Below are 13280 nucleotides of genomic sequence, written 5' to 3'. Positions count from 1 at the left end.
GGCTATAGACGGCGATGCGGGCCTCGCTATTCCGTCCGCGACTGGAGTTACGACGCGCATGACGACCTTCGACGATCGGGAAAAGGGCTACGAGTCCAAATACGCCCTCGATCAGGAACAAGAGTTCAAGGCCATCGCGCGTCGCAACAAGATGCTGGGCCTTTGGGCGGCCGAGAAGATGGAGCTGTCGGCCGACAGCGCCGAGCAGTACGCCGCCGCCGTGGTTCGCGCCGACTTCGAACAACCGGGCGAGGAAGACGTGTTCCGCAAGATCGCCGGCGACTTCAAGGCCTCGGGCCTGACCGTCTCGGAAGGCGAACTGCGCTCCAAGATGGACGAACTGGCCTCGATCGCCCGCGAACAGATCCGCGCCGGCGAATGATTTCCTGATCGAGAGGCGTTCGTGGCCGAGCTTCTCGTTCAATCCTCACACTGGCAGCTGCTGCTCACCGCCCTGGCGTTTGTCGCCCTGGCGGGCGTCGAGAGTCTGTTCCCGTTGAGCAGCGATCGGGGGCTGCGCGGGCGGCGCTGGTTCGCCAACGCCGCCCTCTTCCTGATCGGCTTCGGCGCCGTTTTCGCGGCCTCGCCCCTGATCCTCAAGGGTGCAGCCTGGCTGCAGGGCGCCTTGCACTTCCCGCCGCTGGCCGGACTGGGGATGCCCGCATGGCTGCTGGTCGTCGTCTCCTTCCTGCTGATCGACCTTCTGGCCTATCTGAGCCACGCCCTGTTCCATGGCGCGCCCTGGCTGTGGCGGCTGCACCGGGCGCACCATACCGACGGGGTCGTGGACGCCTCGACGGGCGTGCGGCACCATCCGGTGGAAACTCTGGCCAGCGCGGCGCTGCAACTGACGGTCTTCGCCATCCTCGGCGTTCCGCTGCTGGTGATCCTGGCCTATGGGCTGATCACCACTCTGTGGCAGTTCGTGACCCATGCCGATGTTCGCCTGCCTGAGCCGATCGACCGGGCGTTGCGGCTGGTGGTCGTGACGCCGGGCATGCACCGCGTGCATCACTCAGTGCGGATGGACGAGGGCAACAGCAATTTCGGCATGGTCCTGTCCGTCTGGGACCGCCTGTTCGGCACCTATCGCCGTCGTCCGGCGGCGGAGCGGGCGGGGATGGACCTGGGGGTCGAGGGAGAGAGCGGGGCGCCGAACCTGACCGCGCTACTGGTTGATCCGCTGCGGCCCTGAATGCGCCCGACGTAGCGAGACGAATAGCGCTGGTCGCCTGTCCCGGGATCGGCTACGTCAGCGGTGAATCGCAGGGGGATTTCCATGGTTATCAGACACGCCGTCGCAGGCTTGGCCGCAATTGGCGTTTTTGTCTTCGCCACCGCCGGTCAGGCCGGCGTGCCTACGACAACGACGATCACAGTGTCGCCGAACCCCGCCAGCGCCGGGCAAACCGTTACGCTGGGGGCTACCGTCAACTCGCCGGGTTTTAGCTGCACCGGGGCCGTCGATTTCAGGGATACGGTGGCGAACGCGACCGTGTGTTCGTCGCCCCTGACGGTGTTGGACCCCAACACCTCGACCGCGAGTTGCACGACCACCCGGCCTGCCGGCAGCTACACCCTTCGGGCGGACACCCTCGGGATGTGTACGTCGTTCAGTGCGCCGGCGACCCTGGTCGTCAACGCGGCTCCCGCCGCCGTGCCCACGGTCGGCGAGTGGACGATGTGGGGCTTGACCGGCCTGCTGCTGATCGGCGGCGGAGTCGTCGCCTCGCGCCGGTTCCGCGCCACGGCCGCCTGACGCCGGCGCCAAACGGAAAGAGGAGGGCCGCTGCCGGGGTCGGCGGCGGCCCTTTTTCTGTTGCAGGGAGCGTCCTCGGTTTTATTTCGGCATCAGCACCGTATCGACGACGTGGACCACGCCGTTCGATTGGCCGACGTCGGCCTGGGTGATGGTCCACTTGCCGCCGATCTGCGGCGGAGCGGGCGGGCATGGCGCCAGGGGCGAGGGCGAAGAAGCATCCAGGCGACTGGATCGAGTGTCGATCAATTCAAGTTGCGCTGTTCTTCAGGATTCGTCATGAAGGCTCGCGTCTTGGCGGGGAACTTCGATGGCTTTGAATCTTGTGCGGGGCGCGCTGTGGGCCGCGGCGTCTACGGTTTGCCTGGCGGCAACACCGAGTCTGGCGAGCGGTGCTGTCACGGTCACCACAGCCACAGCGGATCGGGCCACAATGGGGCTGGGGGACACAGTCACGTTCACGACCAACGTGACAAACGCAAGTGGGACGCACTGTACGGGCACTGTGCAACTGCAACCTCTGCCGACACCTTCAACGGTTCTTTGCGGCATTTCAGTGAGCGGCGTCCCGGGATCGTCGTCGGGAAGCTGCACCCTTTCCGGTTCGGCTATCGGCGTAGGGACGCATACGATTGGGGCAGCGTATGGAGGCGGTGGAACGTGCTTGAGCTCGACCGCTGCCAGCAACATCACACTGACCGTCGTGGCCGCAACCGCCGTCCCGACGGTCGGCGAGTGGACGATGTGGGGCCTGGCCGGCGTCCTGCTGATCGGCGGCGGCGTCGTCGCTTCGCGTCGGTTCCGCGCGACCGCCGTCTGACATCTGAACCAGACAATGGAAAGGGCCGCTGCCGGGGACGGCGGCGGCCCTTTTTTCGTTTCAGCGGGATTATTTCGGCATCAGCACCGTGTCGATGACGTGGACCACGCCGTTCGACTGGCCGACGTCGGCCTGGGTGATGGTCGAGGTTCCGCCCTTGGCGTCGGTGATGGTCCACTTGCCGCCGCCGACGTCCTTGATCATCAGCTTGTCGCCCTGAACCGTGGCCAGGGTCGCGGTTCCGCCGCTCCTCTGGGCATCGGCGGCGATGTCGGCGGCGGTCACTCGGCCGGGCACGACGTGATAGGTCAGGACCTTGGTCAGGGCCGCCTTCTGGGCGGGTTGCATCCAGCCTTCGCGCGTGGCCGCCGGGATCTTCTCGAAGGCGGCGTTGTCGGGCGCGAAGACGGTGAAGGGGCCGGCGCCTTGCAGGGTCGTGGCCAGTCCGGCGGCCTGAACCGCGGCGACCAGGGTGGTCAGGTTCGGCGCCTTGGAGGCGTTGGCGACGATGTTGTCGGCCGGGTTCATGGCCACGCCGCCGACCATGGGTTCGGTCGTCATGGGGGTCATGGCGGCGGGCTCGGCGGGCATGGCGTCGGCCGGCGCCTTCTCGACCTTGGTGCTGTCGCCGCAGGCGGCGAGCGCCAGCAGGGCGGCGACGGATACGGTGGCGAGGGTGGCGGTGCGGGTGATCTTCATGGCGTCTCTCCATCGACGGCCGCTCGAAGGGGCGGCGGGGTCGGGGAGAAGTACGGGCGAGCAGGGTAAATGGTTCAAATTTTCCGGCGCGACGCGTGATCCGTCAGCCCAGGAAAGGCGCCAACACCGCCCAGGCCTGACGCTTCTCCACCAAGGGACGGGCGTGGGCCGGGCTGGAAGAGGGCAGGTCGATCAGGGCGACGCCCTGCAGATCGGCCAGGATGCGTCGTCCCTGCTTCGCCGCCAGTCCGCCGTTGAAAGCGACAGCGCGCAGTTCCGGCAGGCCTGCCGCCAGACTGTGCAGGTCGGCGGCCTCGGGCGAGCGGATGGCCGCATCCAGGCTGCCTGAACGCTCCGCCGACGCGATCACGTCCCACAGGCCGACGCCGCGCGCCTTCAGGCGATCCAGGCGATCTTCATAGGAAAGCGCGGGCAGGGCCTCGCCCAGCAGGCCGCCCATCAGCGGCCAGAAGCCGTTGCGCGGATGGGCGTAATACTGGGCCGCCATCAGCGAGACGTCGCCGGGCAGGCTGCCCAGGATCAGGACGCGGGTGCGGGCGTCGACGACAGGATCGAAGCCATGCCTGATCAAGGGCGGCCCGGTGGAACGAACCCCGCTGGCGGAGGCGCTACATTCATACGCAGCGTCACTGGAATGGTCACGATGCGGCCCTCCAGCGCTTTTCCTTCAGGATCGCTGAAGCGATAGTGTTGCGCCATGCAGCGGGCGGCTTCCCTTTGCCGAACTGGCAGGTCTGACCCGGACTGAAAGCGGCACTGGCCGGGTGCGCCGCGAGCATCCAGTGTGCATTGGACCAAGAGCCTAGCATCAACAGTCGCGCGACTAAGGGGGGAGACGCAATCGGCGGCTGACCGGCCCGGCGGCGTTATGACCGTTAGATCAGCCGAGGAGAGAGAACCTTGCTGTGCTAATGACAGGATGGCCGCCGCCCACCACATGATCAGCCCTCGCCGAAGACCCGCTTGAACACCACGTCCACGTTCTTGGTGTGGTAGCCGAGGTCGAACAGGGCTTCCAACTGGTCGTGGGGCAGGGTGACGCGGGCGTCAGCCTTGAGGAAGTCGAGGAAGGCGCCTTCGCCGCGCCAGACCTTCATGGCGTTCTCCTGGACCGCCGCATAGGCGTCCTCACGCGACACGCCGGCCTGGGTCAGGGCCAGCATGACCCGCTGCGAGTGCACCAGACCGCCCAGGCGGTCGATGTTCTTCTGCATGTTCTCAGGGTAGACGTTCAGGCGCTCGACCACGCCCGCCAGACGGTGCAGGGCGAAGTCCAGATGGACCGTCGCGTCCGGGCCGATGCCGCGCTCGACCGAGGAGTGGCTGATGTCGCGCTCGTGCCACAGGGCGACGTTTTCCATCGCCGGGGTCACGGCCGAGCGGACCAGACGGGCCAGACCGGTCAGGTTCTCGGTCAGGATCGGGTTGCGCTTGTGCGGCATGGCCGACGAGCCCTTCTGGCCCTTGTCGAAGAACTCCTCGGCTTCGAGAACCTCGGTGCGCTGCAGGTGGCGGATTTCCACGGCCAGACGCTCGATCGACGAGGCGACGACGCCCAGGGCGGCGAAGTAGGCGGCGTGACGGTCGCGCGGGATGACCTGGGTCGAGACAGGCTCGACGGCCAGGCCCATCTGGTCGGCGACGTATTGCTCGACCGCCGGATCGACGTTGGCGAAGGTGCCGACGGCGCCCGAGATGGCGCAGGTGGCGATTTCCTCGCGGGCGGTGATCAGGCGGCGCTTGGCGCGCTGGAACTCGGCGTGATAGCCGGCCAGCTTCAGGCCGAAGGTGACGGGCTCGGCGTGGATGCCGTGCGAGCGGCCCACGGTCGGGGTGTATTTGTGTTCCTTGGCGCGGACTTCCAGTGCGGCCAGGACGCGGTCGACGCCGCCCAGCAGCAGGTCGGTCGAGCGCGCCAGCTGCACCGCGAAACAGGTGTCCAGCACGTCGGACGAGGTCATGCCCTGGTGCAGGAAGCGGGCTTCCTCGCCGACGATTTCCGACACGTGGGTCAGGAAGGCGATGACGTCGTGCTTGGTGGTGCGCTCGATCTCGTCGATGCGGTCGGCGTCGAAGGTGGCGTCCTTGCCCTTGGCCCAGATGGCCTCGGCCGACTCCTTCGGAATCACGCCCAGCTCGGCCATCTTGGTGGCGGCGTGGGCCTCGATCTCGAACCAGATCTTGTACTTGGTCTCTTGCGACCAGATGGCGACGGCTTCGGGGCGGGTATAGCGCGTGATCATGGACCGGTCGTGTCGTTCGCGACGGCCCGCGAGTCAAGGTTCGCCATTGACTTCTACCCCGCTTGTCCCAGATAGGGGCCTCAGAGGACGACCTCTCCCCTATACTGGGCATGACCGCCGGGACGACCCGGCTCGCCATGTAAGGGAGCACTGTCATGGCCTGGATTTTCCTTCTTCTCGCCGGTCTGTTCGAGATCGTCTGGGCCTTCCTGATGAAGGCGTCGGACGGGTTTTCGAAGCCGTGGCAGACGATCGGCACCATCGTCTTCATGATCGTCAGCTTCGGCCTGCTGTCGCTGGCGATGAAGACCCTGCCGCTGGGCACGGCCTATGTGATCTGGACCGGCATCGGCGCGGTCGGGGCCTTTGTCGTCGGCATCGCGGTGCTGGGCGAGCCGATCACCCCCATGCGGATAGCCGGCGCGGTGCTGATCATCTCGGGCCTGGTTGTGCTGAAGCTGTCCTCAAGCCATTGATGGGCGACAGCACAACCGGAGAGACGGCCATGGAACTGGTGATCGGCGACAAGCTCTATTCCACCTGGTCGTTGCGGCCCTGGCTGGTGCTGAAGCGCTGCGGCGCGGACTTCGTCGAGACGGTCATTCGCCTGAACCGGCCCGACACCGCCGAGCAGATCGCCCGCCATTCGCCCGCCGGGCGGGTGCCGGTGCTGAAGGTCGACGGCGAGACCATCTGGGACAGCCTGTCGATCTCGGTCTGGTGCGCCGAGCGCTATCCCGAGGCCCGGCTGTGGCCTGCCGACGCTCATGCGCGGTGGCAGGCCCGGTCGGTGGTCTGCGAGATGCATTCCGGCTTCATGGCCCTGCGCACCGAATGCGCCATGGCGCCCGATCACACCATGGTCGGCCCCGACCGCAGCCCGCCGCCGAAAGGCGAGGACACCGCCGCCGACATCCGCCGTCTGGTGCAGATATTCCGCGAGGCGCGCGCTCGCTTCGGCGCCGGCGGTCCGTATCTGTACGGTGAATGGTCGATCGCCGACGCCTTCTTCACCCCCGTCGCGGCGCGGGTGCGTCACTTCCAGATCGACCTGGTCGCGCACGGCGATGTGGACGGCGTAGCCCGCACCTATGTCGAGACCCTGCTGGCCCAGCCGGATTTCGTCGCCTGGGGCGAGCAGGCACTGGCTAACGCCGCTTAAGCCTAGCCGAAAACCGGCGATTAACGAGTGATGTTACAATCTGTCCTCACGGCGTCGAGGCCGTGGGGGACAGGCGATGCGGACGATCAGTCGCAACACCAACTGGGGCAAGGTCGCCCGAGGCTATTTCCTGGCCGGTCTGGCCTTTGCCTTCGTCTGGGCTATGCTGCTGTCCAGCGTGGTCTAAAGCGGCTTTAGCGCGTGCCGGCGACCGGGGCGGCCTCGGCCACCTGCATGGGCGCGACCGGCGGCGGAGCCACATAATCCAGACGGATCGGCACGGCCTTGGCGCCTGACGCCACGGCGTCCAGCGTGTTCAGCGGCGCGCCCAGCATCCGTTGATAGATCCAGTAGGCCGCCACGACCTTTTCCACGTATTCGCGGGCCTGTGGCACGTCGATGGTCTCGATCAGCAGCAGGGGATCGGCGTCCGGCCCCAGCTTGCGCACCGCCGCCAGCATCGGCCCCGGTCCGGCGTTGTAGGAGGCCACGGCCTTCAGCAGGTCGCCCTGGAAGGACTCGATCTGGAACAGGCGGTTCACATAGTCCTGACCCAGCTTCAGATTGGTCGCAGGGACGTAGAGCCGCTCGGGGCTGCGGACATAGCCCTGATCCCCGGTCATATAGGCGGCGGTGGCCGGCATGACCTGCATCATGCCATAGGCGCCGGCGCCCGAGCGGGCGTTGGCGTTGAAATCCGTTTCCTTGCGCGCGATCGCATAGACCAGCGCCTTCTCGATTGTGAAACCGCCCTCGGGCTGGAGGTCGGGCATCGGATAGCGGGTGGCGTCGATGCGGGCTGCATCAGCCTGGGCGGCCCGGTTCGGGGCCACGGTGCGGTAGAGGCCTGCCCACAGGCGCCGTGCGCCATCGTCGCTCGCCGAGCGCATGCCGGTGCGGGCGGCTTCCTCAGCGTCATTGCGCCGACCGACTTCATAAAGAGCCACAGTGCGCCGGGCGGTCTCGTCCGAGCGGATGAAGGCGTTCAGTTCGCGCGCATCGACGCCGGTCGGTTCGGGCGTGAAGCTGGCGCGCTGTAACGTCGCCTCATAGGCACGCGGCCCCAGGTTCTCGATGACCGGCTCTTCGCCCAACTGGCGCAAGGCGACCTGACCATAGAAGGTGGCGGGCCAGCGGGCAGCCAGACGCAGGTTCTCCACCACGCGATCCTGACGGCCCGAGCGCCCGGCGGCGCGAGCGGTCCAGAAGGCGGCGCCGGCGCGGACCCAGGGATCCTCGGTCGGGTCCTGGGCCACGCGCTCGAAGGCGCGGAAGGCGTCGGAAAACTCGTTCATCCGCCAAGCGGCCAGACCGGCGCTCCACCAGTCGCCCATCTCGACGCCGGTGCGATAGGCGCCCGCCAGGTCGTCGTTGTTCAGGGCCACACGCGCCGCCTTGGCCGGATCGGTGACGCCGCCGTCGCCGGCGCCGGTGACGCTGGCCCAGGTGCGCTCCAGCAGATTGCCGGGACGCTTCGGTTCGGGGGCGCCGTCCGGGATGCGGCGCATGGCCAGGGTATAGACCCGTTGGGCCATGGGCAGGTCGGAATAGGTCTCCAGCCAGGCCGCCAGTTCGTCATAGGTGGCGACGTGGGTGGGGTGGAACAGGCGTTCGAACTCGACCTGGCCCAGCAGGATGCGGTCCTGGGCCTGACGCGCCGAGGCGCGGGCCAGCTCCAGATCGCCGCGTCGCAGGGCGTCAAAGGCGGTGGTGTAGCTCAGCCGATCGGAACTGCTCAGGGCTGTGGGGGTTGTATCGGAGTCATTGGCGACATAGACCGTTCCGCCGTCGTCGGCTCCGCTTTCAGCCGTCCCGGTTGCCGCCAGGGCGGCGGGCGCAACCGTGGCGCAGAGTGCAGCAGCAAGCAGGGGCGCGAGGGACGCGCGGCGGAAAAGGTACATACGCGGCGGCCCCCTTCGTCGGCGCGGCTCCCTTCTCGACGTCGGGATCATCAGCGCTCTGTGGACTGGTCGTCAGCCGCCAAGCATGCCTGAATCAGGCGTTCGGCTCAACCTGGGCCGTATCCAGACGCGCCGCCAGCGACAGGATGTCAGCCCAGGCGACCCGCTTCGCCTGCGGCTGACGCAGCAGGAAGGCGGGATGCAGAGTGGTCATGACAGGGGCCGACGCCGCGCTCTCGGCCGGTCGCCATTCGCGCCACTGGCCACGAATTTTCATCAGACCATCGTCGGTGTTCAGCACCGATTTCGCCGCCGCCGCTCCGACCAGAAGCACGGCCTTGGGCTGCATCAGAGCGAAGGCGCGTTCCAGGAAGGGGGCGCAGACCGCCTGCTCCTGCGGCGTAGGCAGGCGGTCGCCGGGCGGCTTCCAGAAGACGGTGTTGGTCATAAAGACCTGATCGTTCAGACCCGCCGCCGCCAGCATCCGGTCCAGAAGCTGACCGGGCTGGCCGACGAAGGGTTCGCCGCGTTGGTCTTCGGTCTCGCCGGGGGATTCGCCGATCAGCAGGATGGAGCCCTTGGGATTGCCGCGCGCGAACACCGCCTGCTTGGCCCCCATGGCCCGCAAGGGGCAGCCCTGAAAGGCGGCGACGGCCTCGGCCAGTTCATCCATTGAGGTCGCGGCGGCGGCCAGTCGGCGCGCTTCGCTGACCGCATCGGCGCTCGTCATTCCCCCGTGCTGGCCACCATGCAGGGCCGTGACCGTGGCGGCGGCCTTCTGCATCACCTGGGGCGCGGGCGGGGCGACAAAGACCGTGCGGTCGACCGGCTCGTTCAGGTAGCAGGCGTCCACCCCCGCATCGCGCCAGAAGGCGAGCAGGGCTTCGGTTGCGGCGGTCTCAAGGGGCTGGGGCGTCATTCCTCGACAGGGATAAGCCTTGACCGCCGCTGCGTCACCTCATGATAAGGCAGATAACCACGACGATGACGAGGATTCAGGGGAAGATGGCTGAGCAAGCGATCGAAGGCGGCGCGACGAACGCCTGGCAGGAAGCCGTCATCGACAAGCTGCCGCCGGCCGAGGCGCTTGAAGGCGTCGAGCGCGAGGTCATGGAATATGATGTCGTCATCGTCGGCGGCGGCCCCGCCGGCCTGTCCGCCGCCATCCGCCTGAAGCAGCGCGCCGAGAAGGACGGGAAAGAGATTTCCGTCGCCGTGCTGGAGAAGTCCGCCGAGATCGGCGGCCACATCCTGTCAGGCGCCGTGATCGACCCCAAGGCGCTGAACGAGCTCTTCCCCGACTGGAAGGAACGCGGCGCGCCGCTGGAGACCCCGGTCAAGACCGACAAGTTCCTGGTGCTGGGCCCGCAGGGGCAGGCCTCGCTGCCCATGTTCGCCATGCCGCCCTTCATGCACAACCACGGCTGCTACATCGCCTCGCTCGGCAATGTGGCGCGCTGGCTGGGCGAACAGGCCGAAGCCCTGGGCGTCGAGGTCTATCCCGGCATGGCCGCCAGCCACGTCGTCTGGGATGAGCCTTCGGGCCGGGTGAAGGGCGTCGTCGCCGGCGTCTTCGGCATCGACCGCGAGGGCAAGCCGACCGGCGAGTTCCAGCCCGGTCTGGAACTGCACGGCAAATATGTCTTCATCGCCGAGGGCGTGCGCGGCTCGCTGGCCAAGACCATCATGGCCCGCCATGACCTGACCGCGAACTCGGACCCGCAGAAGTTCGGGATCGGCCTGAAGGAACTGTGGCAGATCCCGGCCGAGAAGCATCAGCCCGGCCTGGTCCAGCACACGACCGGCTGGCCGCTGGACGACAAGACGGGCGGCGGGTCCTTCCTCTATCACTTCGGCGACCGCTACGTGTCGGTCGGTTTCGTGGTGCACCTGAACTACCAGAACCCCTATCTGTCGCCCTTCGACGAATTCCAGCAGTTCAAGCACCACCCGGCCATCGCCGAGCATCTGGAGGGCGGCACGCGCATCTCCTATGGCGCCCGCGCTATCACCGAGGGCGGCTTCCAGTCGGTGCCGAAACTGGCCTTCCCGGGCGGCGCCCTGATCGGCTGCTCGGCGGGCTTCGTGAACGTGCCGCGCATCAAGGGCAGCCACAACGCCATGAAGACCGGCATGCTGGCCGCCGACGCCGCCTATGAGGCCGTGATCGCGGGCCGCGAGGGCGACGTGCTGGAGGCCTACGAAGAGGCCTATAAGGCGTCGTGGGTCTATAAGGAGCTGAAGGTCGTCCGCAACGCCAAGCCCATGCTGTCCAAGCTGGGCACCATCATGGGCGGGGCCGTCAGCATGCTCGACATGTGGGTCAACCACCTGACCGGCGGCTTCTCCTTCTTCGGCACGATGAAGCACACCAAGACGGACGCGGCCTCGACCGGTCTGGCCAAGGACTTCAAGCCGATCACCTATCCCAAGCCGGACGGCAAGCTGTCGTTCGACAAGCTGTCCTCGGTCTTCATCTCGAACACCAACCATGCCGAGGACCAGCCGGCCCACCTGAAACTGCTGAACGCGTCGGTGCCGATCGAGGTCAATCTGCCCAAGTACGGCGAACCGGCGCGGCTCTATTGCCCGGCGGGCGTCTATGAGGTGCTGACCGACGAACAGGGCCAGAACCCCCGCTTCCAGATCAACGCCCAGAACTGCGTCCACTGCAAAACCTGCGACATCAAGGACCCGTCGCAGAACATCGTCTGGACCACGCCCGAAGGCGGCGGCGGCCCCAACTACCCCAACATGTAAGGGCTGCAGGTTTCAGCCTCTTGCGGGCGGGAGGGAAAGCGTGAAGGGTCCCTCCATGCGCTTCGCCTTCCGCCGCTCCGCCCTGTTCGCCGCCGCCTCGCTGATCGCGTTGGGCCTGGCCGCGCCGTCTCTGGCCCAGGAGGCCCCGCAGACGCCGCCGGTACAGGATGAGCAGGTTCCGACCGAGCCCTCCACCGCACAGGACGCCGAGCCGGCGCAAGAGCCTGAGGCGGCCGATGAGGCCCCCACCGAAACGGAGGTCGCGCCGATCCCTGCGGTCTGGGCGCCGATCCCGACCGATGATGGTCAGCACAGCGCCTATGGCCTTTATCTGGCGGGGCGCAACGCCCTGACCAGCGGCGAGAGCGCGGCGGGCGCCGACTATCTGGCGCGGGTCGAGGCTCTGACGCCTGAACAGCCGCGTGTGCGCGAACAGGCTTTCACGGCCGCCCTCCTTGCCGGGGACCTTGATGTCGCGGGCCGGATCGCGCCGGAGGGCGAGGGTGTTTCCCCGGTCATCGTCCAGGCGGGACGTCTGGTTTCCGGCGTTCAGACCTTCGTGGGGGGCGACGCGCGCCGCGCCGACGCCCTGTTCAAGGCCGCGCCCATCGGGTCGCCGCATGACCGCGCGGGCTTCTATGTTCAGGTCTGGATCGCCGCTGCGGCCGGCGACTGGGACGGGGCGCTTTCCGCGCCGCCGACGACCTGGGACCCGGTCAGCCTTCTGGTGGCGCGCGGCAATCGCGCTCGGCTGCTGGAACTTCACCGCCGGTATGACGAAGCCGACGCCGAATGGCGCGACCTGACCAGCCACGCCGTCGCCTCCTCCCTGTTCCGTCTGCCTTACGGCGAGTTCCTGGAGCGGCGCGGCAAGCGCGATCTGGCCCTGGCTCAGTACGACGCCGCCATCGCCGGCGGCGCCAGCGACCGCGCCACGGTCCGGGCTCGCGCCCGCGTGGCGGCCAAGGGGCGGCCGCCGGCGGTCCTGACTTATCGTCAGGGCGCGGCCCTGGCCCTGAGGACGGCTGCGGATCAGGCCATCGCCCAGCGCGCGCTGGAATTCGGCGCCGTTTACCTGCGTCTGGCCCTGAATTTGGAGCCTGACGACCAGACGCGTTTCATGATCGGCCAGACCCTGCAACAGGCCGAACTCGAGCCCGCAGCCCGGGCGGCCCTGGCCCAGGTCAGCGAGCGCGATCCTGAAATCTTCGCCGCCGCGCGGGTGCAGAGCGCGCTCAGCTTCGAAAAGGACGGCCAGTCCGAAGCGGCCCTGGCCGAGTTGCACCGCGCGGTCGCCGTGCGCCCGCACGAGGCGGCCATCGCCTATCTGCTGGGCGGGCAATTGGTGCAGATGAAACGATTTGAAGAGGCTCTGGCGGTCTTGAACGGTCCCTTGCTCAACAGGGCGGATCAGGGCTTTGAAGTGAATTTCCTGCGCGGCGCCGCCTATGAGGCGCTGGACCGCAAGCCCGAGGCCGAGGCGGAACTTTGGGCCGCCCTGCAGAAGCAGCCGAACAATCCGACCGTGCTGAACTACCTCGGCTATCTCTGGGTCGACGGCGGCGCGCGGGTGGAGCAGGGGGCGGAGATGATCGCGCGCGCCTTCGCTGCCGACCCGAATGACGGCAATATCCAGGACTCCTTGGGGTGGGCGCAGTATCGCCAGGGTCTGTATGAGGCGGCGGTCGAGACCCTGGAACAGGCCGTGGCCAAGGAGCCCGCCAACGCCGAGATCAACGACCATCTGGGCGACGCCTACTGGGCCGTGGGCCGCCAGCGCGAGGCGGGTTTCCAGTGGAACCGCGTCCTGACCCTGGAGGTCGAGGCTGAGCGCAAGGCCGAGGTCGAGGCCAAGCTGCGCGACAAGCTGGGTCAGGACCCGACCGACGACAGCGGCGCGGGCGTCGCGGACTGA

Annotated in this window: 14 protein-coding genes; 8 read left to right on the top strand and 6 right to left on the bottom strand. The window is 67.6% G+C overall.

The window, feature by feature from the left end; all coding sequences use genetic code 11:
- Nucleotides 1-58: 58 nt before the first annotated feature.
- From RTY13_RS15375 to RTY13_RS15365, 3 genes are all read left to right on the top strand, one after another.
- On the top strand, nucleotides 59-382 hold the full coding sequence (locus tag RTY13_RS15375) for a DUF1476 domain-containing protein (RefSeq protein ID WP_292084091.1): 324 nt from the start codon (nucleotides 59-61) through the stop codon (nucleotides 380-382).
- A gap of 21 nt (nucleotides 383-403) precedes the next feature.
- Nucleotides 404-1195, top strand: coding sequence for a sterol desaturase family protein (locus RTY13_RS15370; RefSeq protein ID WP_312784722.1), 792 nt, complete (start codon nucleotides 404-406; stop codon nucleotides 1193-1195).
- A gap of 84 nt (nucleotides 1196-1279) precedes the next feature.
- On the top strand, nucleotides 1280-1759 hold the full coding sequence (locus RTY13_RS15365) for a hypothetical protein (RefSeq protein WP_312784720.1): 480 nt from the start codon (nucleotides 1280-1282) through the stop codon (nucleotides 1757-1759).
- An 81-nt stretch (nucleotides 1760-1840) separates the two neighbouring features.
- Here the strand turns inward: RTY13_RS15365 and RTY13_RS15360 are convergent, their stop codons facing one another.
- Nucleotides 1841-2008 carry a fasciclin domain-containing protein gene (locus tag RTY13_RS15360; RefSeq protein WP_312784718.1) on the bottom strand — a complete coding sequence of 56 codons (168 nt, stop codon included), beginning with the start codon at nucleotides 2006-2008 and terminating at the stop codon, nucleotides 1841-1843.
- Between the two features lie 61 nt (nucleotides 2009-2069).
- On the opposite strand from RTY13_RS15360, the gene RTY13_RS15355 reads away from it, so the two are divergent.
- The gene (locus RTY13_RS15355) at nucleotides 2070-2579 is read left to right on the top strand and encodes an Ig-like domain repeat protein (protein WP_312784716.1); all 510 of its coding nucleotides are present in this window, start codon (nucleotides 2070-2072) and stop codon (nucleotides 2577-2579) included.
- Nucleotides 2580-2648: 69 nt separating this feature from the next.
- Here RTY13_RS15355 and RTY13_RS15350 read toward each other — a convergent pair whose 3' ends face one another.
- The 3 genes from RTY13_RS15350 to purB form a co-directional block, all read right to left on the bottom strand.
- Nucleotides 2649-3278, bottom strand: a complete 630-nt coding sequence (locus RTY13_RS15350) for a fasciclin domain-containing protein (RefSeq protein WP_312784714.1) — start codon at nucleotides 3276-3278, stop codon at nucleotides 2649-2651.
- A gap of 103 nt (nucleotides 3279-3381) precedes the next feature.
- A complete protein-coding gene (locus RTY13_RS15345) occupies nucleotides 3382-3870 on the bottom strand; it encodes a DNA-deoxyinosine glycosylase (protein ID WP_312784712.1) in 489 nt (162 codons plus the stop codon).
- 370 nt (nucleotides 3871-4240) lie between these two features.
- Nucleotides 4241-5542: an adenylosuccinate lyase gene (purB, locus tag RTY13_RS15340; RefSeq protein WP_312784710.1), complete on the bottom strand. Its 1302-nt coding sequence runs from the start codon at nucleotides 5540-5542 to the stop codon at nucleotides 4241-4243.
- Nucleotides 5543-5697: 155 nt separating this feature from the next.
- Between purB and RTY13_RS15335 the strand changes: the two genes are divergently transcribed.
- Both RTY13_RS15335 and RTY13_RS15330 read left to right on the top strand, forming a co-directional pair.
- Nucleotides 5698-6018, top strand: coding sequence for a multidrug efflux SMR transporter (locus RTY13_RS15335; protein ID WP_312784708.1), 321 nt, complete (start codon nucleotides 5698-5700; stop codon nucleotides 6016-6018).
- Entirely contained in the window at nucleotides 6018-6704 is a 687-nt protein-coding gene (locus RTY13_RS15330) for a glutathione S-transferase family protein (protein ID WP_312784706.1), read from the top strand. The genes RTY13_RS15335 and RTY13_RS15330 overlap by 1 nt, the downstream gene beginning before the upstream one ends.
- A gap of 194 nt (nucleotides 6705-6898) precedes the next feature.
- Here the strand turns inward: RTY13_RS15330 and RTY13_RS15325 are convergent, their stop codons facing one another.
- Together RTY13_RS15325 and RTY13_RS15320 are read right to left on the bottom strand one after the other, a co-directional pair.
- Entirely contained in the window at nucleotides 6899-8605 is a 1707-nt protein-coding gene (locus tag RTY13_RS15325) for a lytic transglycosylase domain-containing protein (protein WP_312784704.1), read from the bottom strand.
- A 94-nt stretch (nucleotides 8606-8699) separates the two neighbouring features.
- Nucleotides 8700-9524, bottom strand: a complete 825-nt coding sequence (locus tag RTY13_RS15320; protein WP_312784703.1) for a uracil-DNA glycosylase — start codon at nucleotides 9522-9524, stop codon at nucleotides 8700-8702.
- Nucleotides 9525-9715: 191 nt separating this feature from the next.
- Here RTY13_RS15320 and RTY13_RS15315 point away from each other — a divergent pair, with 191 nt between their 5' ends.
- On the top strand, nucleotides 9716-11365 hold the full coding sequence (locus tag RTY13_RS15315; RefSeq protein WP_312784839.1) for an electron transfer flavoprotein-ubiquinone oxidoreductase: 1650 nt from the start codon (nucleotides 9716-9718) through the stop codon (nucleotides 11363-11365).
- A 40-nt stretch (nucleotides 11366-11405) separates the two neighbouring features.
- Nucleotides 11406-13280, top strand: a complete 1875-nt coding sequence (locus RTY13_RS15310) for a tetratricopeptide repeat protein (protein WP_312784702.1) — start codon at nucleotides 11406-11408, stop codon at nucleotides 13278-13280.

The organism is Brevundimonas sp. (genome assembly GCF_032055285.1).
In the GTDB taxonomy this organism is placed as follows: Bacteria; Pseudomonadota; Alphaproteobacteria; order Caulobacterales; family Caulobacteraceae; genus Brevundimonas.
Note: the sequence above shows the minus strand (reverse complement) of the source record. Positions and strands in the feature narration are given on the sequence as shown.